The 25,654-nt window shown below is 41.9% G+C and carries 18 protein-coding genes and 1 pseudogene; 10 read left to right on the forward strand and 9 right to left on the reverse strand.

Annotation, left to right across the window (positions count from 1 at the left end; translation table 11 throughout):
- Window positions 1-7 precede the first annotated feature (7 nt).
- From G2999_RS05215 to G2999_RS05230, 4 genes and pseudogenes are all read left to right on the forward strand, one after another.
- Window positions 8-3,010 (forward strand): TonB-dependent receptor, encoded by a 3,003-nt coding sequence (locus G2999_RS05215; RefSeq protein ID WP_010179434.1) that lies wholly within the window; start codon window positions 8-10, stop codon window positions 3,008-3,010.
- Between the two features lie 130 nt (window positions 3,011-3,140).
- Window positions 3,141-4,704: pseudogene (locus tag G2999_RS11920) on the forward strand (tryptophan halogenase family protein).
- Window positions 4,705-4,742: 38 nt separating this feature from the next.
- Window positions 4,743-5,474, forward strand: a complete 732-nt coding sequence (locus tag G2999_RS05225; RefSeq protein ID WP_010179435.1) for a SapC family protein — start codon at window positions 4,743-4,745, stop codon at window positions 5,472-5,474.
- A complete protein-coding gene (locus tag G2999_RS05230; RefSeq protein WP_010179437.1) occupies window positions 5,475-6,461 on the forward strand; it encodes a cupin-like domain-containing protein in 987 nt (328 codons plus the stop codon).
- Window positions 6,462-6,606: 145 nt separating this feature from the next.
- On the opposite strand, the gene G2999_RS05235 is transcribed toward G2999_RS05230, so the two are convergent.
- The 3 genes from G2999_RS05235 to G2999_RS05245 are packed head-to-tail and all read right to left on the reverse strand — an operon-like array spanning window position 6,607 to window position 11,468.
- Window positions 6,607-7,674, reverse strand: coding sequence for a family 16 glycosylhydrolase (locus G2999_RS05235; RefSeq protein ID WP_010179439.1), 1,068 nt, complete (start codon window positions 7,672-7,674; stop codon window positions 6,607-6,609).
- 6 nt (window positions 7,675-7,680) lie between these two features.
- The gene (locus G2999_RS05240; protein ID WP_010179441.1) at window positions 7,681-10,215 is read right to left on the reverse strand and encodes an exo 1,3/1,4-beta-D-glucan glucohydrolase; all 2,535 of its coding nucleotides are present in this window, start codon (window positions 10,213-10,215) and stop codon (window positions 7,681-7,683) included.
- A gap of 14 nt (window positions 10,216-10,229) precedes the next feature.
- On the reverse strand, window positions 10,230-11,468 hold the full coding sequence (locus G2999_RS05245) for a sugar MFS transporter (RefSeq protein ID WP_010179444.1): 1,239 nt from the start codon (window positions 11,466-11,468) through the stop codon (window positions 10,230-10,232).
- A gap of 155 nt (window positions 11,469-11,623) precedes the next feature.
- Between G2999_RS05245 and G2999_RS05250 the strand changes: the two genes are divergently transcribed.
- From G2999_RS05250 to G2999_RS05265, 4 genes are all read left to right on the forward strand, one after another.
- Window positions 11,624-12,973: a GH1 family beta-glucosidase gene (locus G2999_RS05250; RefSeq protein WP_010179445.1), complete on the forward strand. Its 1,350-nt coding sequence runs from the start codon at window positions 11,624-11,626 to the stop codon at window positions 12,971-12,973.
- Between the two features lie 14 nt (window positions 12,974-12,987).
- Window positions 12,988-13,995, forward strand: a complete 1,008-nt coding sequence (locus G2999_RS05255; protein ID WP_010179447.1) for a LacI family DNA-binding transcriptional regulator — start codon at window positions 12,988-12,990, stop codon at window positions 13,993-13,995.
- Window positions 13,995-15,557 (forward strand): sugar porter family MFS transporter, encoded by a 1,563-nt coding sequence (locus tag G2999_RS05260; protein WP_010179449.1) that lies wholly within the window; start codon window positions 13,995-13,997, stop codon window positions 15,555-15,557. The genes G2999_RS05255 and G2999_RS05260 overlap by 1 nt, the downstream gene beginning before the upstream one ends.
- 111 nt (window positions 15,558-15,668) lie before the next feature.
- Complete coding sequence (locus G2999_RS05265; protein WP_010179451.1) at window positions 15,669-18,146, forward strand: TonB-dependent receptor; 2,478 nt, start codon at window positions 15,669-15,671, stop codon at window positions 18,144-18,146.
- 85 nt (window positions 18,147-18,231) lie between these two features.
- On the opposite strand, the gene G2999_RS05270 is transcribed toward G2999_RS05265, so the two are convergent.
- The 6 genes from G2999_RS05270 to G2999_RS05295 form a co-directional block, all read right to left on the reverse strand.
- Entirely contained in the window at window positions 18,232-18,810 is a 579-nt protein-coding gene (locus tag G2999_RS05270) for a glutathione S-transferase family protein (protein ID WP_010179454.1), read from the reverse strand.
- A gap of 2 nt (window positions 18,811-18,812) precedes the next feature.
- Window positions 18,813-21,734: a reprolysin-like metallopeptidase gene (locus tag G2999_RS12625; protein ID WP_050751022.1), complete on the reverse strand. Its 2,922-nt coding sequence runs from the start codon at window positions 21,732-21,734 to the stop codon at window positions 18,813-18,815.
- 185 nt (window positions 21,735-21,919) lie between these two features.
- Complete coding sequence (gene ybaK / locus G2999_RS05280) at window positions 21,920-22,384, reverse strand: Cys-tRNA(Pro) deacylase (RefSeq protein WP_010179457.1); 465 nt, start codon at window positions 22,382-22,384, stop codon at window positions 21,920-21,922.
- Window positions 22,385-22,390: 6 nt separating this feature from the next.
- The gene (locus G2999_RS05285; RefSeq protein ID WP_010179459.1) at window positions 22,391-22,831 is read right to left on the reverse strand and encodes a VOC family protein; all 441 of its coding nucleotides are present in this window, start codon (window positions 22,829-22,831) and stop codon (window positions 22,391-22,393) included.
- A 68-nt stretch (window positions 22,832-22,899) separates the two neighbouring features.
- Window positions 22,900-23,433, reverse strand: coding sequence for a 3TM-type holin (locus tag G2999_RS05290; RefSeq protein WP_010179461.1), 534 nt, complete (start codon window positions 23,431-23,433; stop codon window positions 22,900-22,902).
- A 106-nt stretch (window positions 23,434-23,539) separates the two neighbouring features.
- Window positions 23,540-23,824, reverse strand: coding sequence for a YebG family protein (locus G2999_RS05295; RefSeq protein ID WP_010179463.1), 285 nt, complete (start codon window positions 23,822-23,824; stop codon window positions 23,540-23,542).
- Window positions 23,825-23,978: 154 nt separating this feature from the next.
- Between G2999_RS05295 and G2999_RS05300 the strand changes: the two genes are divergently transcribed.
- Entirely contained in the window at window positions 23,979-24,395 is a 417-nt protein-coding gene (locus G2999_RS05300) for a S24 family peptidase (protein ID WP_010179466.1), read from the forward strand.
- On the forward strand, window positions 24,383-25,645 hold the full coding sequence (locus G2999_RS05305; protein WP_010179468.1) for a Y-family DNA polymerase: 1,263 nt from the start codon (window positions 24,383-24,385) through the stop codon (window positions 25,643-25,645). Before G2999_RS05300 ends, G2999_RS05305 begins: the two co-directional genes overlap by 13 nt.
- The last annotated feature ends 9 nt before the right edge of the window (window positions 25,646-25,654 follow it).

The following is a 25,654-nucleotide window of genomic DNA, read 5'->3' on the forward strand; positions in this document are numbered from 1 at the left end:
TATAAAGATGAAAACTTCAATGTTTCAAAAAACAAAAATAGCAGCAACCATGTCATTATTGATGGGTTCTGCAGCTATAGCTATGCCAGCTGTAGCACAAGAAGAAGCGGGTGCAAAAGTGGACGATGATGTAGAAGTCATTGCTGTTCGCGGTATTAAAGCGAGCTTGATTAATTCAAGTGCCCTGAAGCGTGACGCTTCAGGAGTAGTTGATGCGATCTCTGCAGAAGAAATGGGTAAATTTCCAGATACTAACCTAGCAGAATCTCTGCAGCGCATTACTGGTGTATCGGTAAGTCGTGCAAATGGTGAAGGTAGTCAAATCACAGTTCGTGGTTTTGGTCCTAGCTTTAACTTGATTACGTTAAATGGTCGTCAAATGCCAGGTGCAGGTTTTACCCGTTCTTATGACTTGGCTAACCTTTCTTCAGAAGGTGTTAGTGCGTTAGAAGTTTATAAAACTGCACGTGCTGATTTACCCTCAGGTGGTTTAGGTGCAACGGTAAATATTGTTACCACTAAGCCTTTGAATAGCCCTGGCCAGAAGTTCTCGGTATCGGCGAAAGGTATGTATGACACGTCAAATGAAGTAGGCGACGACGTCACACCAGAGTTTGCTGCTATATACAGTAATACTTTTGCAGATGATAAGTTTGGTGTTGCCGTTTCTTTCTCACATCAAGAAAGAAGTTTCCAACAGCAAAGCTCGCAGATTGATGGATGGCAAGCTAATGTAAGTCTTCCTGGTTCACCATTAAGCGCAATTGATAATCGTGCAACTGATGTCGATGGCAATCCAATCGGTATGTTCTCACAAACAAATGTAAACCTGACAACAGGTCAAAAAGAGTTGCAACAGGTTGCACCTCATTTTTTCCCACGTAACTTAGGTTACAACGTTGCTGATTTTCAACGTGAAAGAACAAATGGTCAGTTAACTTTACAATTCGCCCCATCAGATAATATTGTAACAACGTTAGACTATACAATGTCTGAAGCCATTACATCTTCTGATGCTACAGCTTTTGGTGTATGGTTTAACTATGGTGGAAATATAGATTCTTACGAACTAGACCAGAACGGTACAGTTTCTGAGTTTAATGAAACAGCAAATGATTACGCACATACAGTTCGCCGTGGTGTTACCCAAGTTAAAGCCGAATCATTTGGCTTCAATCTTGAGTGGGAAATTAATGATAGTTGGTCTTTAGAATTTGATGCACATAATTCCACGAATGAGTTTGATGATGGTTATGATAAAGGCACTGGTAATAATGGTTTCATCATCCTTGGTCCAAATAATTTAGTATCGAAAACGTATTCTTATGACTTACAGCAACAGATTCCACAAATGGAATTATTCTGGCCAAATGATGAAGTTGAAGCCTTACCTAGCGATTTTGATTCACAGTTCGGACAATTTTTCCATAACCCTGGCAAGGCTGAAGTCAGTCAGTATCAGTTGGATGTTGAATATCTACCTGATTTTGATCTGCCAATCAGTTCAATAAATTTTGGTATAGCCTTTACTGATCAGTTACTTGGCGGGACTTCAGGTTTCTCTGGCAACCAAGGTGTTGTCGGTTATGAAGGTGTACAGGGCATGTTACCGGATAGTATGTTTACACGAAACGGTACCGGAGATTTCTTAGATCAATTCTCTGGTGGTGGTGCAAACTTACTGACAGATTATTACTATACTTATAGCTATGATGAAGCGTTAACACGTCACTTAAATTTCTATTCAAGTGATGTATTCCAAGTGGATGCATATGCAAATGGTATTACCGGTGAGTCCTATGTACAAGAAGAAACACTGAGCTTGTATGCTTCAACCTCATTAGATTTTGAAATACAAGATAAGTATGCTGTACAGTTAAATTTAGGTTTACGTTACGAAGAAACTGATGTGACTTCAACAGTACGTCAACGTGTACCTGTGTCTGTAGTGCAACAATCATCAACCGAATGGATTACTAAGTTCGACGAGTTAGGCGCAAGCTTTAACGTACAAACGGGTGCGCATGATTTATTGTTACCAATGATCGACTTCAAAGTAGACTTATCTGATGATATTGTCGCTCGTGCATCATGGGGTAAAACCATATCTCGTGCTCCTCTAGGTAATCTAGCTGGTGTATTGAGTTTGTCTGCTAACCCTAAGCCTGGTGCACGTACTGGTGGTAATGGTAACCCTAATCTACAACCTTTTGAGTCTACAAACTTAGACTTGTCATTAGAGTATTACTATGCAGAAGGTAGTTATGCTGCAGTTGGTTACTTCAAAAAAGATGTTAAAAACTTCATCAGCTTTGATACGACCACTGAAACGTATGATGGCTTGTTCGATGTAATCGGCAGTGATCGTTACAACACGGCAGTATCTCAGTTACAAGCTAATGGTGATTCAGATCCAGATGTAAACGCAATCTATGACCAAATGATTGCTAATGGTGGTGCGGGTGTAGAAGGAACTGAAATTACTGGTTTAGCCGGCGATCCATTAGTCGAGTGGTTAGTTTCCATTCCACAAAATACGGATGCTAAAGCGGTTGATGGTATTGAAGTTGCTGCTCAGCACTTGTTTGGTGACACTGGTTTCGGTTTAGGCGCTAATGCAACCTTCGTTGAGGGTGACGTAGAATTTGACGTATTCAGTTTAGATCCACAAGCACCGTTAGTTGGTTTGAGTGATTCTGCTAACTTCCAAGCTTTCTATGAGAAAGATGGGTTATCAGTTAAACTCACTTATGCATGGCGTGATTCTTACCTACTCGGTGTAGGTCAAGCAGGTGGTTCTGGTGATGCGCCTCCTCAGTTTGCCCGTGAATTCGGTCAGTGGGATATGAGCGTAAACTATGATGTTACTGATAATGTAACCGTCTTTTTTGAAGGCGTAAACTTGAATAACGAAACAGAAGAAGCATACGGTCGTTTTGAAGAGCAGTTTTTATTTGCTCGTCAGTACGGTCCACGCTACTTGTTAGGTGTTCGTCTTAAATCACTATAAGTGTAAACTAGTATCAAGCCGCTAATATCCTTAGCGGCTTTTCTTTTTCTGTCATTCGAGTTATGTTCTTATATCACTGAATAGCAAGTTGTTAGTCGCATGACACAAACGGAAAGTAAGGTTTAATCATATGTCACAAGAAATTAAACATATCGTCATTGTAGGCGGTGGCACAGCTGGTTGGATTACCGCCGGTGTCATTGCGGCCGATCATTTGTCACATACCCCTGAGGGTATAAAAGTGACGTTAATCGAATCTCCCGATGTCCCTATTGTTGGTGTTGGCGAGGGTACCTGGCCTACGATGCGCGGTACTTTACGTAAAATGGGGATCAGTGAAAGCACTTTGTTTCGTGAGTGTGATGCGTCATTTAAGCAAGGTGCGAAATTTGCTAAATGGGTAACAGGCACTCCTGAAGACTATTATTATCACCCACTAGTTCTGCCAGAAGGTTATGGCGAAATTAATCTTGCACCCTATTGGTATCAACATTTACCGAATGTGCCATTTGCAGACGCTGTCTCCTTTCAAGGTCATTTGTGTGAAAAACATTTAGCCCCTAAACAAATTACAACGCCTGAATATGCCCATGTTGCCAACTACGCTTATCATTTAGATGCGGGTAAATTCTCAGGCATGTTACAACGTCACTGTACTACTAAGCTCGGTGTCAATCACATCCTTGACCATGTTACTGGGATCATTAGTGCTGACAATGGTGATATAGCTGCACTAACAACAGCAAATAGCGGTGAGTTATCTGCGGATTTGTTTATTGATTGTACCGGTTTTAAATCGATGCTACTCGGTGAACATTACGGCATAGATTTTCTGGATAAGAAGCACATATTATTCAATGACAGCGCGCTTGCTACTCATGTACCGTACCTTAATGCGGATGATCCGATTGCTTCTCATACCATCTCTACCGGTCAAAAGAACGGTTGGACCTGGGATATTGGTTTGCCGACACGACGTGGGATAGGGCATGTTTATTCTTCTGCACATACGACTGATGCTGAAGCCGAAATTGAATTACGGGATTATATTCGTGAATCTATTGGTGATAAGGCGGACGAATTATCTATTCGCAAAATTGAAATTCGCCCTGGACATCGAGAAAAGTTTTGGCATAAAAATGTAGTTGCCGTGGGGCTCTCTGCTGGATTTTTAGAACCTTTAGAGGCTTCAGCACTGGTACTGGTTGAGTTATCGGCGCAAATGATTTCAGAACAGCTACCAGCAACCCGACCATTAATGGATGTGGTCGGGTGCTAAACGCTTCAATGAAAAGTTTTTATATCGTTGGGACCGGATCATCGATTTCTTAAAACTTCATTATATTTTAACTAAACGAACAGACACCCAATATTGGATTGATCATTGTCAGCCTGAGAGCATCCCTGAACATTTACAAGAAATGATGGCTTTATGGGAATACCACAGTCCGTGGCATCAAGATTTCACGCAAACTGATGAGATATTTCCATCAGCCAGTTATCAATACGTGTTATACGGGATGGGCTTTGCGACAAAAACGAAAGCAACGCAAACACGAGCAGATACGCAATCACAAAAAGCGCAACAAGCCTTTTTGCGCAACGAGCAACTTACCGCAAAATTAGTTAAAGGTCTCACAACCAATCGTGAATTGATTAATACGATTTGCCAGTATGGATTACCGGCTAATTAGTGTAAAATAACAAGATTATTAAGAGTATAGAATTACCCATGGCAAATCATCAATTATTAGATAACATTACGCATAAAGACACCAAGGTCAATCGAAGCTTCCACCCACAATTTGGCGATAATGATTCATATGCGCAAGTTTTTGTTCAAGAATTACGTTTAGCACAGGTCGATTATCCGTTGTTTTTTCGTAAAAATTCACAAACTGATAAGTTTGAAATGATAGCTATGTTTGGGTTTACTGCACAAGAAAATTTATTCTTAGATGTATCAGGCTGGCATGCGAGTTATGTCCCTATGAGTATTCGTCGACGTCCATTCTTAATTGGGTTTCAAGAGCAGGTAGTTGATGGCGTGGCACAAGATAACGTGGTTGTGCATATCGATATGGATAGCCCTCGTGTCAGCACTACTGCAGGTGAGCCAATCTTTTTATCGCAAGGTGGACAAAGTGAGTACTTAGTCGAGATGAGCGAGGTACTCGGTGGTGTGCACAATGGTCATCAAGATAATGCTAAGTTCATTGACGCCTTAGTCGGTTTATCATTGCTTGAGTCGGTAGAGATCAAAGTCGAGCTGAATGATGGCTCCAAGAATGAATTACAAGGTTTATATACGATTAATGAAGAAGCGTTTTTAGCTTTGGACAACTTGGATTTCTTGAGTCTAAATGGTCAAGGTTACGTTGAAGCAATCTATATGTTACTCGCATCAATGGGGAATTTGAGTGATCTTATTAAACGTAAAAATGCGACGCTAAGTCAGTCATAAATGGATTTTGGTCAACCTATACGTGAAATCACAACAGCGTCACCAGCTTATCTCACTGCAGAACTATTAGCTGGGAATGAACCTGTAGTGTTGCGCGGGCTAGTCAATGACTGGCCAGTATCCCAGTGTATTTCAGACCGTGCAATGGCCGATTATTTATTACGCTTCGCTCAACCTACGCCTCTCCATACTATGGTAACCCCTCCAGATCAGCAGGGTCGTTATTTTTATAATGATGATCTGACTGGATTTAACTTTACGCGACAAAGATTGTCCTTGGCACACGTGTTAGCGCAGATATTGAGTGCCGATGGAACTGGATATTATGTAGGATCTACGTCGATCGATGCTGCGTTACCAGGTTTTCGCAAATCGAACGAACTTGTACCTTTGCAAGACAAGCCGCTATATAGTTTCTGGTTATCAAATCAAAGTCGAGTCTCTGCACATTATGATGTCACTGATAATGTCGCCTGTGTAGTTCATGGAACGCGGGAATTTACGCTATTTGCTCCAGAGCAACTAGATAATTTGTACATAGGACCATTGGATTTCACTCCAGCGGGACAACCCTGCTCGTTAGTGGATTTTCATCAGCCTGATTTAGACAGGTTTCCTAAATTTAGACAAGCAATGAATAATGCCTTTACTGCGACTTTGGGCGCGGGAGATGCGATTTTCATTCCAAGCTTGTGGTGGCATCATATTGAGTCCACAGCACCGTTAAATTTGATGGTCAATTATTGGTGGCGCCAAGCACCTGCTTATTCACTGGCTCCACAAGATGCACTGCTATTAGCGTTAGCCAGTATTAAAGGTTTACCAAAAGCACAACGTCAGACGTGGTCCAAAATGTTTGATTACTATGTGTTTAACCCAAAAGGTCAATCTCATATTCCAAGTGCTATTCAAGGAGTATTAGGGGAATTAGATGATATTCAGGTGCGCCAGATAAAAGCGAAGTTGTTTCAAAAATTAAATCGCTGAGGTCATTTACGACAAGCATATAGCTCACTTTTAATTAGTCAAGCAATTTAGTTCAAACCGACATCTACTATGTCTAGAGAGGTGTCATTTTATCAACATTACACTTAGTTATAGATAATAACTTATTTTTAAAATAAATTTAATTTTATTGGGAAGATAATATACGTGCCTGAGGATCGACTGCAGCACAACCTTTTCCCGTAGTAGGATTCCTATTGCATTGATAAACACGCACATAATCAATGATAAGCTGTTTTGGAAACTGAGTGCTATCAATCCCTTTATCATTGGCATTTTCTGGCCACTGACCACCAATCGCTAAATTCAACACTATATGAAAGCGTTCATTAAACGGAGCATCATTTGGTGCTGTGGTCCATTCTCCTGACTCGCTTTGTGTTCGAGTAAACCAAAGACTGCTTTGTTGAGTTAAGAAATGATAATTATCAACATACCAACGTATTTCGCCTTGTTCCCATTCGATGGCGTATTCATGAAAGCCATCAGCCGGATTTATGTTATTAGGAAGGACGACTCCGGCACCTGTGTAGGTGTTATTTGGCCATTTAGCTCCATAATGTAGAGTGCCATGTATACGTGTTTCTGGCGTAGTATTTGACGCATTTTTAGCATCTGACATAGTCCCCAGATTGACAGCTTCCATGATATCTATTTCACCAGATGCAGCCCATGTACCATAAACATTATCTGTTGGTAGCATCCAAATCGCAGGCCATGTACCTTGCCCTTTGGGTAGTTTAGCGCGAAATTCAAAACGTCCGTAGATCCAGTCCCCTTTACCTTTCGAACGTACTCGCCCGGATGAATAGGGGAGTGTGCGTGTATTTTCTTTAGAATATTCCGCGTGGTTTTCGGTGAGTGCAGGACCTGTAGTGTCCCCCTTTACAGCTTGAAGAACTAATAATCCGTTATTAATAAAAACGTTTTGCTGTGATGGAGTATAACACTGTTGTTCGTTGTTACCGCCGCCCCAACAATTGTATTCGATGGACCATTTATGAGTATCTAAAGAACTGGCAGAAAAGTTATCCTGCCATATCAGTTGCCAATGCTCACTAGGTGTAATGGGTGTGAGTGTTGCTGCATCGACCGGTAATGCCTTGTTCGCGGCCGTTAAGTCAGCTTGACTTAACGGCGCAAACACACACACACCTAGGCCTAATGCCGTTGAGAGTGTTCCTTTTCTCAACATATAAATTTACTCACATGTCATTGTTTGTTCTGAAGGTGCCTTAAAACCAATATCAGATAAGATAATATTGGCACTATTTGCTGTACTTAGCGCAAACACATTGGTGATTTGTGTCAAATCAATACCTGCTTTTGTAAAACAGCTGGTTGCAACAGAGACATTACCCCATGTATCAAGTGGTAATGTACTTAATACTTGGTTTATATCGACTTGTGCTTTGCAATTGGTATCACTTAAGCAGTTCATACCAAGGTAAACGGGCCCATCTGGCTGTTTAACAACATTCACCTCCATAGAGAGCGCCATGTCCGTAGCGACATTCGCTAGGTCTACGGCATTTGCAGTATTAAATAACACAGCACTTGGTCCATTACCTGTAAATGTAAGCTGGAAGCTATCTTCTTGTACATTACGATCATAAGTTCGATAGTTCACATTAGGTAAATTGACAGTATTAGACATGACACTGTTTGCTGTTCCATTTGACACCAATGCTAAGTTCCATGGTGATACAACGGCACGGTTATAAATCATATTTGATGCATTAGCAGATGTATCAATATCTAATTCATCCAGCATCGCTGTTAATACATTTTCATCACCGTAACGTAAGCCAAATCCATAAGGCAATAGTGGATCATAATCTGCGTCGCCTACATTAACGATTTGGTCAGGTGTTTTTGGCCATGAATATGATAATTTACCATGGAAGTCATAATTCACACTGCCATCTGCTTTTGCCATAATGACATCGGCAACACCGTTGCCTTCAGAACCTGGTAACCAAGCTGCAACAAAGGCATCAGAAGCGTTTAGTTCTGGGTTAACCCACATAGCACGTCCACTGATGAAGATCGAAACTACAGGAATGCCTTGTGCTTTAAGGCGCTTCAAAATAGCTAAATCTGTTTTATTACCTGGTTGATATTCGACTGATGGACGATCGCCCACGCCTTCTGCGTAAGGTTCTTCACCAAACACCACAATGGCGACATCGGGCTTATCAGTAAAACTACCGTCGGCGCTTAATGTGACGTTCCCTCCTGCGGTATCCACTGAGGCTTTGATCCCATCATAGATAGATGAACCACCAGGGAAATCGTCATTAGTATTGTTTGTACCTTGCCACGTAATGGTCCAGCCGCCAGATTGTTTACCGATGTTATGAGCAGCATCACCTGCAACCAGGATATTGGCAGTTGGATTAAGTGGCAGTACATTATTGTTTTTTAGTAAAACTAACGATTTACGTACAGCTTCTCTAGCAACTGCACGATGATCAGGATGTCCAATCAATTCCATTTTCCCAGAAAATGCACGTTTTGCAGGACTTGGGCGGTCAAAAATCCCAGCACGGGCTTTGACACGTAATATACGAGTCACCGCATCATCAATACGGCTCATTGGGATTATGCCATCTTTAATTTGTTGTAAGGTGTTGTCAAATAAAGCGCGCCATGATTGAGTAGGCGCCATAAAAATATCAAGACCCGCATTAATTGCTTGTGGGCAACTTTCATTGGCACACCCTGCAACTTGGCCATGTCCATTCCAATCACCTACGACAAACCCGTCAAAACCCATGCGTTCTTTAAGTACTTGGTTAAGTAAGTATTCGGAACCATGAATCTTATCGCCTTGCCAGCGGTTAAAGGATGCCATAACAGATTGAGAACCCGCTGTTAGTCCACCCACATAACCTTGAGCATGAATACGAAATAACTCTTCTTCACTACTGGTATTATTACCTTGGTCAACACCATCTTGAGTCCCACCATCACCGACGAAATGTTTTACAGTGCTTAAAACTTTATCTTCGGCTAGGAAATTCTCACCTGCACGGCCTTGTAAGCCATGTACGATTGCAGCTGAATAAGCACGCACAATGTCAGGATCTTCTGAGTACCCTTCATAGGTACGGCCCCAGCGATCATTACGCACGACCGCGACGGTCGGTGCAAAAATCCAATCAATGCCTGTCGCCAAAACTTCTTTTGCAGTGGCATGCGCGATGCGCTCAATCAAATCGGGATCGTTTGCAGCACCAAGACCAATGTTATGAGGAAACAATGTTGCACCGACCACGTTATTGTGTCCATGCACGGCATCAGTACCCCAAATCGTAGGTATGCTTGAACCGTCTAATGAATCATCAATTGATGCTTGATACATTGCTTCGGCTAAATCAATCCAATCTTGGGGTGTGGATTGTTTGTTGTTATTTGGATATGCACCACCGCCATTAAGGAATGAACCAAACCCATACTTACGCATGTCTTCAACGGTAATATCTCGGATTTCCGGTTGGATCATTTGGCCCAATTTCTGCTCTAACGTCATTTCGCTGAGCATTTTGGCTACAAAAGCTTCAATTTCAGCATCTTTCTTTACTTCAATATCAAGTACCGGCCATATTTGCTCTAAAGCAGTTTCTTGAGATGGTTTAACCGCTTCAACCTGTTCTAACTCTGTTTGACCACATGCACTTAAACTTAAAGCGATGATAGTTCCTAAAATTGCGCGAGGCATAGTGTTAAGCATAATATCTGCTCCAATTACTTATCTGTTTTAATTTTGTGACCGGATAAACCGTAGTATGCGATGAAGAGGTAACACAACGCTGGTAATAAAAATGATAACTGCACGCCAATACTATCAGCAAGTACACCTTGTAACAGAGGTAGTAATGCACCACCGACAATCGCTAAACATAAAACACCTGAACCTTGAGCGGTGTGTTTGCCTAAGCCTGTAACCGCTAGAGAAAAGATGGTTGGGAACATGATCGAGTTGCACAGGCCAACAAGTAAAATAGACCACATGGCAAAATGACCTGTTGTGGTAACCGCGAGAATAATTAGAATAACGGACATAACAGAATTAAACACAAGTACTTTACCTGCAGCAATAAATTGCATGACATAGGCACCGACAAAGCGGCCGACCATAGCACCACCCCAATAAAAGGCAATTAATTTAGCTGCTTGATGTTCACCTATACCGGCGATTTCTGGGAGGCTAAAGAAGTTCACTAAGAAACTACCGATAGCCACTTCTGCACCCACATACACGAAAATACCGACAGCGCCTAATACTAAGTGAGGGTATTTTAATACAGCTGAATAGTTACCCGCTTCACCGTCATCGTCATTTTGAATGTTAGGCAGTTTTAAGTATGCAAATACAGCAGCCAAAATAACTAATGCTAATGCAAGCATCACGTACGGTAGTTGCACGGCTGTCGCGTCACCTGCTGCAGGTTCAACGCCGCCTGAAAATAATAATGAAGCTCCAAAGAACGGCGCAATGGTTGTTCCGAACGAGTTAAATGCTTGGGTCATGGTGAGACGTGAAGACGCCGTTTTGGGATCACCTAAGGCACTCACATAAGGATTAGCTGACACTTGTAAAATTGTAATACCCGACGCGAGGATAAATAATGCTGCTAAAAACAAACCATAGATGCCGGCTGTCGCTGCAGGGTAAAAGAGTAGACAACCTAACGCTGCGATAGTTAACCCTAAGACAATTCCTTTTTGGTAACCAATCGACGAAACTAGACGACCTGCAGGCAAAGATACGATAAAATACGCGCCGAAGAAACAAAATTGAATCAACATGGCTTGCGTATAATTGAGATCAAAAGCCCCTTTTAAATAAGGGATTAGGATGTCATTAAGACAAGTAATGAATCCCCACATAAAAAATAGTGATGTAAGCGCATAAAGTGCAAACTTATAGTTTCCTTGAGGATTCTCCCCAGATTGTGTTGTTGTAGGTGTAGAAATAGCCACAATAATGCTCCAAAGGTATTGATTTTTTATATTATAAACATTAAATTAACAAAAATGAAAGCGCTTTCATTGCTAGTGTGTTATCTTTTTAAAAAATATTCATACTGCTTTGTTAATAAAATATTACAACAGTTACACAGAACAATTGGTTGACCATGACAAAATTAACTTTACCTTATGACTCAAAGATGTTTGACGAAGACTTTATCTTTGGTGTCGCCACCTCATCATTCCAAATTGAAGGGGCACGTGAAACACGTTTAGATTGTATTTGGGATACGTTCTGTGCTCAAGAAAACACTATTTCGGATCGTTCCAACGGGGATGTTGCTTGTGATCATATCGCCCATTGGCAACAAGATATTCAGTTAATTTGTGATTTAGGTGTAGATGCGTATCGCTTTTCAATTTCTTGGCCTCGTGTCATGCATGCTGATGGTACTCTTAATGAAACAGGCTTAGCCTTTTACATAGAATTGATTGACGCATTGAAAGCGAAAGGTAAGAAAATATTTGTCACTATGTATCATTGGGATCTTCCTCAATACCTTGAAGATGAAGGTGGTTGGCTAAATCGCGATACTGCTTATGCATTTGCTCAATATTGTGACTTGGTGTCACAGCGCATTGGCGATAAAGTAGATGCTTACACGACATTAAACGAACCTTTTTGTGCTGGTTATTTAAGTTATGAAATGGGGGTGCATGCGCCAGGTTTAACTGGGCGTAAAAATGGTCGTCAAGCTTCTCATCACTTGTTATTAGCACATGGGTTAGCTATGCAAGTTCTGCGCAAAAACTGTCCGAGTGCCGATGTCGGGATCGTGATAAATGTCCACCCTGGTTATGCATTAACAGATTCAGCCGAAGATATTGAAGCGACGAAAATGGGTACCGACTATTTATTTCATTGGTATATTGATCCATTGCTTAAGCAATCTTACCCTAGCGTCATGGATAAATTATCGCTAGAAGAACGTCCAGATATTCTTGAAGGAGATATGGCGTTAATTGCACAACCACTCGATTTTATTGGTATGAATTACTACACGCGTAACGTGTATAAGATGGGGGATGACGGTTGGTTCGAAATAGTCACGCCTGAACCTGGTAATTTAACAGAAATGGGCTGGGAGATTGTCCCTGAGGCCATGACTAAAATGCTCATTGAATTAGATCAACAATATGATCTTCCTCCCATGTATATTACAGAGAACGGCGCAGCGATGCCCGATGTGCGTCAAGGTAACCGAATTGCTGACCAAAACCGGATTGATTATTTTCAGTCTCATTTTGTAGCAGTAGAAGCTGCCATGGAAGCGGGCGTCAATATCAAAGGTTATTTTGCGTGGAGTCTAATGGATAATTTTGAGTGGGCACTAGGTTATAGTAAGCGCTTTGGTTTGATTTACATCGATTATGAGACCCAAGAACGCGTTTGGAAAGACAGCGCGATTGCATATAAAAATATGTTAGCATCAAGAGCACTTGTTACCCACGAATAAACAGAAGAATCATCATGGCCACGATTTATGAAGTAGCAGAACTGGCAGGTGTATCACTTGCGACCGTATCCAGAGTAATGAACGGTAACGTAAAAGTCAGCGACAAAAGTCGCAGTAAAGTACAATCTGCTATGAAAGAGTTAGGTTATCAGCCTAACATCATTGCTCAGTCCTTAGCTTCAAATAGAACTAACCGTGTGGGTGTTTTAGTATCAGAGCTCAGCGGTCCTTTCTTTAGTTATATGCTTGCAGTCGTCGAGTCGGCTCTTCGTGAAGAGGGTAAGCATGCCATTATCACTGCAGGCCACTCTAATGTCGAAAAAGAAAAAGATGCTATTGAATTTCTTTTAGGCTGTCGTTGTGATGCGCTTATTCTTCATATTGATGCTGTATCGGACGAATATCTACTTAAACTCCGCGAACGAAAAGTACCATTTTCGTTAATTAATCATCATATTGATGATATCGCCGAATGTTGTTTTACGATGGATAATGAACAAGGCGGCTATCTCGCTACTAAGTCAGTGATTGATGCGGGTCATACACAAATTGCTTATATCTCTGGTCCTGAATTTAAAGAAGATGCACAATTGCGTTTACAAGGGCATCAACGTGCTCTAGCTGAGGCAGGAATTGCATTTGATGATAATTTCCATTACCGTGGAAATTATAATGAAGACGGTGGTAAAGCGGGTTTTGATGAGCTTTCCTCACAACAGTTCACTGCATTAATCTGTGCCAATGATGAAATGGCGACTGGTGCCATGTATTCTGCGCGCAAGCACGGGTTATCATTACCCAATGACCTATCTATCGTCGGGTTTGATGATCAAGTTTTTGCTCGGTATACCTATCCGACGTTGTCTACTGTGAAAAACCCAATTGCAGAGCTGGGAAGTATGGCTGCTAAGTGGGTCCTCAAAGAGGTATATGAGATAAACACAAATGAGCCAATTAGTAATGTGTTTGAACCGACTCTAATTAAGCGAGATTCACTTCAATCTATTCAAGGAAATCAATGATGTCATCATTACCACGTAGTACTTTGTTTATCACGATTGTTGTTGCGTTGGGTGGATTTGTATTTGGTTTTGATGCTTCGGTCATCGCCGGTACCGTGAATTTTATTACCCAAGAGTTTAACTTAAGCACTTGGGAGCAGGGGTTAGTGGTCAGTGCGCCTACTTTAGGGGCGTTATTAGCTATGTTCTTTGCCGGTCCAATTAGTGATCACTATGGTCGCCGGCAAACCTTGTTATTTGTCTCCTTACTTTATGTGATGTCTGCAATATTTTCTGCACTAGCAACAAGCTTTGAAATGCTATTAATCGCTCGGTTTGTAGGTGGGTTAGCTTTTTGTTCATTGATGATTGCGCCTATGTATATTGCCGAGATCAGCGCGCCTGAGCATCGTGGTAAGCTAGTGTCAGTGAACCAATTTAACATTGTATTGGGATTATCAGCCTCGTATTTTACCAATTATGGTTTGTTAACGTTAAGTCAATCTGATGCCAGCTGGATCAGCTCGCTAAATATCGACAGTGATGTATGGCGCTGGATGTTAGCACTTGAAATTGTGCCGGCATTGTTATGGTTTGGTTTACTTTTTGGGATCCCTGAAAGTCCTCGATGGCTGAGCACCAAAGGGCGTTATAGTGAAGCGAAAGCGAATTTAGCACGTTTATCATTTACGGACGTTGAGGGTGAATTTGCCGATATCAAAGCTACATTAAGTACTACTACATTATCCTTGGTTGAGCGAGTGAAAGGATTATGGTCATCTCGTTTGCGTTGGCCGATTGTTATCGGTTTGGTGATTGGGATGGTGCAGCAGCTGACAGGTATTAATGTCATTTTCTTTTATGCGCCGACTATTTTTGAGCAAAGTGGTGTGGGGACCGATGCTTCCTTTGTACAAGCGATCGGTGTCGGGGTTATCAACGTAATATTTACGGTCGTAGCCATGATTGCTATTGACAAATTTGGTCGTCGTCCGCTGCTGTTGATCGGGTTAAGTGGTATTTTGGTGAGTATGTTAGTGTGCGCTTATGGGTTCTCTCAAGCTCAATATTATTTAGATAATGAATCAATAGCGGCTATTGTTGAGCAGTCAAATCTTTCGCAACTGCAATTATCTGTTTTACTTGATCATGTTTATGCTTCTGATGTTGCTTTTAAAGAGGCGTTAATTAATACGCTGGGCAATACTGATTATCAAACTTATCAAGGCTTATTACTGCAACAAGGCACGCATCTTAATGCTACGTTGATTTTAGTCGCGATATTAAGTTTTGTGGCATTCTTTGCTATGTCATTAGGGCCGGTCATGTGGGTGTTGTTTGCTGAGATATTTCCAAATGAGTATCGAGGGGTTGCGATTTCATTTGTGACAGTGTTTAACAGCCTCTGTAGTTTCTTAATGCAGTTCTTATTTCCTTGGGAATTAGCTACTTTTGGGGCTGCGTTTACCTTCTTTACTTATGCTATATTTGCGTTGATTGGGTTGGTTTTTGTATTGCGCTATTTACCAGAAACGAAAGGAAAAACACTTGAGCAAATACAAAAGGACTTTCAGCACACCTAACGAATGAGATAAAAATATCAAGTAATCGAGATATTTTCACTCATCTGAGTTGATAAATGTAATGTGATATTATAACATTTCTTTTAATATATTTATTAGAAGAACTTAGTCATGCAAAAAACGTTAGGAAAAATGTTTGTTGTCGGTGCAATGATAACGCCAGCTCATGCATTCGCTACCGATATCACCGGTACTATATTAGATAGTCAGTCTCAACCTATTCCAGGTGCGGTGGTTGAAATTATCAACACTCAATACTCTGCAGTCGCCGATGCGGATGGCAAGTTTTCCTTGTCTAACTTGCCAGAAGGACCCGTTGAACTCCATATTACGGCGCCAAATTTTATCCATCAATCCATTGATTTAACTGTCCTAGCAGATAATCAAACGCTTGATGTTGCACTCCAGCCTAGTAGCCTCGAAGTGATTGACGTTTATGCGACACCATTTCACGCATCGGTCATTGAATCATCGTTACCTGTGACAGTCCTCGCTGGTGATGCATTACGCTTAGCCCAGACGTCTACTTTAGGTGAAACACTCAATTCTCAAGTGGGCGTGCATTCAACTTACTTTGGTGGTGTAGCCAGTAGTCCGATTATTCGTGGTTTAGATGGACCTCGAGTGTTGGTGACCCAAAATGGATTAGATGCGTCTGATGCTTCTCGTGTCGGTGCGGATCATGTGGTTGCTGCTGAGACTGCAACCGCTCAACAAATCGAAGTATTACGAGGTCCTGCTACTTTATTTTATGGTAGTGGTGCGATTGGTGGTGTGGTGAACGTAGTAGACCAACGTATCCCGACAGCAGCCGAAACACAAGGGCGTTTTCTAGCCTCTACCAGTACAGTTAACTCAGGTAAACATTTATCTGGTGCTGGTCAGTTTGCGATTAATGACAATGTTGTATTGTATGCTGACGGTGTGTGGCGTGATGCTGATGAATATGAAGCGGATAAGGTCATTGAAGAGACGCAATCTGATACCACTGCATTTACCCTTGGAGCGAGTTATTTGCTTGAAAACGGTTTTGTAGGGGTATCGTATGAACGTACCGAACGTCAAAATGGGTTGCCAGGTCATGATCATGGTCACGAAGAAGATGGCGCACATGATGAAAGCCATGACGATCACGACGAACATGATGAAGATGCTCATGATGTGTATAGTGATCTCCAACAAGATCGTGTTCAGTTACTCAGTGACTTATATTTTGAAAACCAGTTATTCAGCAAGGTATCAACCAAGCTAGCCTACACCGATTATACTCATGCAGAAATTGAAGAAGGCGAAGTCGGTACCCGTTTTAATAATGAAACGCTTGAAGCGAAAATGACTTTCTTGCATCAGCCGATTAATGGATGGAAAGGCGGCCTTAGTGTACATGCGAAACACACTGATTTCGCTGCAGTTGGTGAAGAAGCATTCACGCCAGCATCAAAAACAGAGATGTTTGGTCTGGCGTTAATGGAAGAAAAGCATATTGGTGATGTATTAGTACAATTTGGTGCCCGAGTTGAAAGTGTGTCTATTACTGCTGATGGGGTTGAATATGATCCTGAAATTTTTGTAGCAGGGCATTATGACGAACACCATGAAGATGAACACCACGACGAAGAGCATGATGAGCACAGCGACCATCTAGTCATTTATAACATCGAAAGGCATTTTACGCCTGTAAGTGTCTCACTAGGCGCTGTATGGGAGTTTACCGATGGTTATAATCTAGGCCTGTCGGCTTCTCGTTCACAACGTGCGCCAAGTGCCGCTGAATTGTTAGCAAATGGTCTTCACATTGGGACAGGTAACTATGAAATAGGTGCCATGTACGAATTACATGAGCATGATGGTGAGACTGAGTTAGCATTAATTGAGAATTTCTCAGAATTAGAAACATCTAATAACCTAGATTTGACCTTGAGAAAGTTCTCTGGCGATATCGGCTTTGTTTTTAATCTGTTTTATAACAAAGTGGATAATTACTACTATGAGAATGATTTAGGATTTACCATTGATGCTGGCCATGATCATAGTGTTGAAGACGAGCATGACATGGGTCTTGCTGATGACCATGACGAGCTTTTTGACGAACACGATGATGCTCATGGGGATGAAGACCATGTGCTTGAAGAAGAGGGTTCACCGGTCTTTTTATTCAAGCCCCAAGACGTTGAGCTTTATGGATTTGAAGCACAAATGAAATATCAAGTAAATGCCAATTTACACGTTCAAGCACAAGCGGATTATATTCGAGGCAAACTGCAAAATGGCGGCGATTTAGCTCGCATACCGCCAAAACGTCTCAGTACTCGTATCAGTTATTCGGGTGATACTTGGGATACCGCGTTGTCAGTTAAGCATACGTTCAAACAAGATAAAATCACATCTCTTGAGACGGCAACGGATGCGTTTACTATGGTCGATGTGAGCGCAAATTGGTATTTATCCCAAGGTAACTTAGATTACACTGTGTATGGGAAAGTTGAGAATCTGACCGATGAGCTAGCTTATGTGCATCAGTCATTCTTGAAAGAAATTACGCCATTACCTGGTCGCAATTTTGTGATTGGTGTACGTGGTCAATTCTAAGCGATAATAGCATCGACAAGAAAGGGAGCATTTGCTCCCTTTTTTATTTAGGTGTCGGTATTGGCTGACCAGCACAATCCTATCACTACACTGGGATCTGAGTGCTTACCATATCGTCGCGTAATTTAAGCTCATTATAAAAACCACTCAGCGCAGGTAAATCAGAAAAGTCATGTAACTGTCTGACCATTAGCCATTCAATAGATGTCACTAAGCTGATGGTCATATAATTCCAATTTGACGATGTAATCATGCCTGTTGTAATCAAATTTTCCAGAAAGGTAAACGACCTCTCGATACGTTCTCTTTGTAGATTGAAATACATCTTTGATTCATTGGTATCAAAACCTGAGTGGCTTAATAAAAAGAGTTGAATATAAGAGTCAGTAATCGCATCAATGATTTTGATTATATTTAGATCATGATAACTCAGTGCTGGTATATCTAATTTGTCATGTAGATATTGCGCGATGAGTCCAGAATCACATAGTACTTCGCCCTTATCTTCGAACATAGGGATTTTCATTGTTGGATTAACTTGGCTTAAAATGGCACGTCCTTCAGGCGTTGACGTTGGTGCATCGATAAACTCATAGTCTTGCTCGCCTAATAATATGCGTAAACGACGCACATAAGGAGAGGTAAATGATCCATACAATTTCATACTTATATGTTCCTTGTTGTAGAGTGAGCTAAAAATGTGAAAGGGGGATAACGACGAGTCGCTATCAATACTAATGCGAGTAAAGCAAACCAACTCATACTGCCACCGGAGCTACCACTAGAATTTGCCGGTGGAGTCGGTGTCGTTGCTGGCGGCGCTGTTACGGTGACAGTCAGTGTACCAGAAGTCGTTGCTTCACCGTCGCTCACTTCATACGTAATTACTTCGTTACCAGTAAAGTCGGATGCGCTCACATAGCGAATACTGTTACCTTGGATGGATACGCTGCCTGAACCTGACGTACTGACGGATGAAATACTTAAGCTATCATTATCAGCATCTGAGTCGTTGGTCAGTACCGCAATGGTAATAGTATTTCCCGATGTTGTTGAACCTGTATCTGGTTGTGCTACTGGTGCGTTATTCACTGGTGTAGCGAGAACCGTCACCGTCAAGGTGCCTGTCGCAGTCTCAGTACCATCAGTAATGCTATAGGAGATGGTTTCAGTGCCATTAAAGCCAGCTGCTGGAGTATAAACTATCGTATCACTGTCGAGTGTTGCTATACCAGTACCATTAGCTGTTGCCGAAACAACCGAGACTACATCATTCGTGTCGGCATCGGTATCATTACTGATCACATCAATATTATTTGTATTTGAATCTTGTTCAACAGTGGCACTGTCATCGTTTGCAATAGGCGCATCATTGACTGCTAATACAGTAACATCAGCACTAAACGTTTCACTGTTAGTACTGTTGGCTGTCGCACTGACATTGACATTTAACGTCCCATTGAAATTAGCACTGGGTGTCACAGTGTTATCTTCAACAGTATAATTAGTGCCAGGTAGCACCGTTAACGTTGAGGGTGTTAGACTGAATGTAAAATCTGCAGTCGTCAATGTTAGTGATGTGTCTTCCGCGGTAGATAAGCTGTTTTGGCCCGTGATAATTATTGGCGCAGGTCCATCAATATCAGATGAAAAGACCCCTTCTGATGTGCTAAAGAACACGTTATCACTACACATGACTCGAATGTTTTGGAAAGGTTGCTCCCCATCAGTTTGGGGAAGGTTAACGATAGCACTGCCATTATTGGCGACATCTGAAGCCAATATGACATCATATGAGCCTCCGGTATTATTGGATAATTCAATATTCACACTGGTACAGTTTATGGGGGCTTGGTCTGTCCCAGCTACATCCCATGTAACTGTTAGTGGATTGCTGGTAATCACGTCATCTCGTGTGGGTGATGTAACTTGAAATGGTGCGCCAGTATCGATGACGGTGACTTGCATAGCATCAGAAGCACTCCCGCCTTGATTATCTCTCACAGTAAATTGAAAGTTCATAGTACGGTTGGTCGTTGCCATCGCTTCGCCATAAGCTGTTGTGCGTTGTAACGCATTGCTTTTTCGAGGGAAAAAGCGTGATGGAGATGCCGTAGGTGTTCTTGAACGAAATAATGGGCCACTTCCTTCGTCGGTTTCATCATCCAGTTGAGAGGTGCTGGCCGGTCCTAAATCATATTGTTCCCAAGCATAGCTCAGCGTATCACTGGTATTTTGATCAGTCGCACTCCCGGTAAGCACAAAAGGTGTACTGGCTGGAATAATTTTATCATCGCCGGCATCTGCCACCGGTTGAATATTACCTTGATCCGTTCTCACACCACAGTTTGGTGCAAAAGTTAAATTATCTTCTATTGTTTTTGCCATTTCATTTAGAGAGTGGACATGATAATAATCATCAACTTGAAAAGAGATATTCTGATCTGAACAGATACCGGCATAAGACATGATAGTCGAACCTGCGCCGACTTCATAGGCGGCATTGGCTTCTCGATTACCACCAGCACAACTACCAGATGTCCCATTAAAGCTATGATTTGCACCAAATTGATGGCCGATTTCATGCGCGACAAAGTCAATCCAAAAGGCATCGTTGGTAGGCTGATTACTTCCAGTGATCCCATTGGCTTTATATTCGTCCCAGCATAGAGAGCCAAGAACTGCTAATCCGCCACCGTTAGTATTAACAATATGACCGATATCATAATTAGCACTTCCGATACGATCATCCGTTTCGACCTGGTTAATATCACCATCATCTGCATCATTATTGAACGGGTCGGTTGTAGGATCAGTAAAAATCAGTAAATCATTGTTCGCGATTAATTGAAACTGTACCCCTAATTCGACGGCAAATAATTCATTTAGGCGATTCACCATAATGACAATTTCTGCCATCGCGCTGGCAACGGTACCACCATGAAATTCGGTATATTCGCCAGCTGCGGTCATGGCTAACCGATATGTGATTTGTTTTTGAGGTTGATCTGGTTCGGATGTTTTTTGTGCTTTGATTGTGTCTCGACCCAAATCACGATTTACATTGAATAGTTTTGGGGCATGTTTTGTATACCCCAATTGCGCTTGTTGTTTGGTTATAGGAGTAATGACATAACTACGATAGGTGTTTTCGGTGTGGCGAATGGGATCCACAAATACTCGTCTGAGTTGTTGGTTTACTTCTGCCTCAAACATTGCACTCATACCCGAAGGCGTTAAAGTAAAGCGTCCGCTGAGTGCTGGATTACTGATGCTAACGCCTGAGAACGCTCGAATATCGGGGAATTTTGCTGCTAAGGACTCCGGCATGATCTGCGCGTCGCTTAGTCGAAATGTATGTAAATCACCGTTGGGTGAAGGTACTGTAATCGTGCGATAGCCTTCATTTACCAGTGTGTCTTTGAGTTGAGCTTCGGCTAAATTAAATTGAGTTAAATGGGTATCTGACTCGATATTCTTAGCACTTTTCAGTGGTGACCAAACCGAGCTTGTCGTTGCCATTTGTGCAAAGCTGTTGCTTGATAGTGTGCAAGCGATAAAGAAGGATAGTATCGTTAGTTTTTTCATATTATTGTATTTATCCATTCATTGTGGTGCAAACTGACTAATTTTATTTGGTTGCGTGATCTTGTCATTAGCTCATTTGACGAATAATTTATCTAGACATGATGCAGTATAGATGAATTCCTGTTAGTTGCTATTTCCGAATACATTCTGTACTACGTTAACGGATTTCCAAATAATAATAAAGATTAGGCGGTAATATCCGCAAATTGAGCACGTAAAAGTTGGCTAAGGTCATGAGGCGAGATCCCTATTTCTAGACCTCGTTTTCCTGCGCTCACATGTATGATATTAAGTAATGTGGCGCTCTTCGCTATGATGGTCTGGAGTGAGGTCTTTTGTCCTAATGGACTAACGCCTCCCATGATATAGCCAGTTTTATTTGTCACTACATGAGGGTCGGCCATACGCGCTTTTTTAGCATTGACCACTTTGGCTAATTTTTTGAAGGATAGGGTGTCGTTAACGGGGATAATGGCAACAACCAGTTGTTTATCACATTGAATGACAAGCGTCTTGAATACCGAGATAGGGTCGAGTTGAAGTTTTTGCGCAGCCTCTAAGCCGAAGGACTGCGCATTGCTATCATGCTCATAGCTTAAGGTAGTAAAGGTTACCTTAGCTTTGTTTGCCGCATTAATAGCGGGTGTCATGTCGAATTACCACTCGCCCGTGTTTGCCATACTCGCCCATGGCTTTTGTGGTGCTAAATGTTCGCCTTCTTGAAGAAGTTCGATAGAGATCCCATCGGGTGAACGCACAAATGCCATATGTCCATCACGAGGTGGGCGGTTGATGGTGACACCGCCATCTTGGAGACGCTGACAAGTCTCATATATATTCTCAACACGATAAGCGAGATGGCCAAAATTACGTCCGCCGGTGTAGTCTTCTGGATCCCAGTTATACGTCAGTTCTAATAGAGGAGCTTTAGCTTCCTTCGCGCGTTCCACATCGTCCGGTGCCGCTAAGAAAATTAGGGAAAACCGGCCCTTTTCACTATCCATTCTGTGGACATTCACCAAGCCCAACAGTTCACAATAGAAGTGTAATGATGCTTCTAAATCTTTTACTCGGACCATGGTGTGTAAATAACGCATAATAATATTCCTTAATTGATTTTTTGTTTAATACTACCCCATCTTAGAATCATGCGTCATCAATTAATCTAGCGACGGATAATATCGGTTCTTTGCGGTTGTAAATTATCACGCGCTTTACCTTTTATTTTTTCCCAAGTGCGATAACCGCCGATCCCCAAAATACCGAGAATAATCGGCATAAACAGTTCTGTATTCATGGATGGTAAAGTATAGAAGTTACTAAGCGTGTCGATTTGCTCGCTCGTTGCATTTTGAAAGGCAGCATCGCCTAAAATGGCATTGATGTCTAGATTCAGCATGATGATCCAACTGCCAATCGGCCGGAGTAGGGCTTCATATGCCAAGCCTAATGCACCAATCCATATAATGGCAGGCCGAGCGCCGGCAACAAAAATACTGGGATGCTGTGCTTGAGTCATATTGATTTGTAATTGCATGTGCTGTTCTTTTAGCTCAGCAGTCAAGCGTTTGAGCTCAATTTGGTTTTTCTCGATATCGATTTTACCGCGTTCTTCGTCACTGGTGACGAGCTCGTCAATGCCGTTTGATAGTTTATCAATCAACCCGCCAATGACGGGTACTGATTCTAATATGCTCATGATGACTCCCATAATTCATTCACTTTATTCGGATCGAGTATAGGAGTTATTTAAGTAGACGTAGTACAGTTTTATGCTTCGGATCAATAGATGTATATGACGAACGTTATGCTTCGTTGATTGACACCACATCGGCACTTTCAGATTGAAGCACCTCATCGGCATCTACACCGCGAAATAGTTTTGCTACACCATCTTTATTTTTAGATAGTACGATAGATAACTCTTCACATAACGCTTCATCTATTTCGATGCCTTTGGCACTGATGTATTGCGCTAAATTATCGGCAATAGTGAGCATTTTATCGTATTTATCAGCTTCTTTTTTGTCGGTAGTCACCAGTTTATCTACCCCTTTATGTTGTACTACATATTGTGTAATTACGGCCACGGTTGCGCTCCAATGATTAGTCGAATGGGGTGCGTGTAATTAAATACACACTACACTGTATAAATTAACAGTAAATGTTTACTTTTGCAATGACGATCTATACTGTATATAAATACAGTTATTTTGTAATGGGTTTTATAGTGAGGTATAGGTCATGCTACAAGTGATACCGCTCGCAGCTCAGGCAGGTATTGCCGGATTTGAATCACCCGCTGCTGAATATAAACAGCTAGGGTTAGATTTAGATGAGTTATTAATTGAGCATCCAACGGCCACATTTATTGGGTTAGCAAAAGGTGATTCTATGGTCGGTTATGGGATTTTTGATGGGGATTTATTGCTCGTTGATCGCGCGGCACACCGTTCTTCATTAGATATTGTAGTCGCAAATTTGAACGGAGTGTTTGTATGTAAACTCTTTGACCGTAAAGCTTTAGTATTATTATCGGCGGGGGATGATCACGCGCCGTATGTGTTAGGGCCTGGTGATATATTTGATGAAGAAGGTATTGTTGTGCGCTCGGTGCGTATGCATCGGTATTCTAAGATGGTGAATAAATGTTTGCCTTAGTGGATGCGAATAGCTTTTATGCATCAGCTGAAAAAGTATTTGATCCGAGTATTCGTCGTAAGCCGGTGGTCGTGCTGACAAATAATGATGGTTGTATTTGTGCCATGTGTGATCGTGCCAAACAGACCGGAGTTAAAAAATTTGGCCCTTATCATGAAGTCAAAGACAAACTTGCTAAGTTTGGGTGTGTGATCCGCTCTTCTAATTATGAATTGTACGATGACTTATCCAGTAAAATGATGGATGTTGCCGCTCGTTTTGCCCCTGAGCAGCATGTGTATTCGATTGACGAGTGCTTTCTACGCTTTGACGGGTTCACACCTGACAATGGATGGGAGCCCTATGGTCAAGATATTCGTCGGGCGATATGGCGCGAGGTGCGTTTACCGGTTGGAGTGGGGATAGGTGCGACACCGACATTAGCCAAAGCAGCTAGTCATGCAGGGAAACGATTAACTGGATTCACCCGAGGTATTGCTGTGATTGATACGCCTCAGCTACGCGAACAAGTATTATCACAAATGGCGACTCAAGATGTCTGGGGTATTGGAAAGCGGATTGCAAAACGTTTAAGTATGATGGGGATTAATACGGCGTGGCAGCTGGCAAACTATTCTCCAAAAGCGATGCGTAAACAGTTTTCAGTTGAAATCGAGCGGACGGTTCGCGAGTTAAATGGCGAAACCTGTTTAGCTTGGGATGATACTCGGGCGGCAAAAAAACAAATATTTTCTACGCGTGCGTTTGGTGAAAAAGTCACCGATTATATAAGCCTACGTCAGTCATTGTGTTTGCACGCAGAGCATGTCGGTGCTAAAGCTAGGCGTCAAGGGAGTGCTATCCATGCGATGCAGTTTTTTGCGCGTTCGAACCCGTTTCAGCCTGATCATTATTATCATAAGTCTCATGTCCATCGATTTTCTGTACCGACAGCAGATACGACGCAACTGGTATTAGCTGCGACTCACGCGGCACAGCAAATATATCAACTTGGTGTGATTTTTCATAAATCAGGTGCTGGTGCGATTGAGTTAGTACAAAATGAATTTGTACAAACTGATTTATTTGAATATAGCCAAGATAAGCCTAAACTCATGGCATGTATGGATCATATCAATCAAAAATATGGTACTCATACTGTAGGGTTGGCGGCTAAAGGCATTATGCCAAAATGGCGAATGCGGCGTGCTTATTTATCACCTCAGTTTACGACGCGCTGGTCTGATATACCCAAAATACGATGTGAATAACGTCAAATA

Origin of the sequence: Glaciecola sp. HTCC2999, assembly GCF_000155775.1 — a bacterium.
Lineage (GTDB): Bacteria > Pseudomonadota > Gammaproteobacteria > Enterobacterales > Alteromonadaceae > Opacimonas.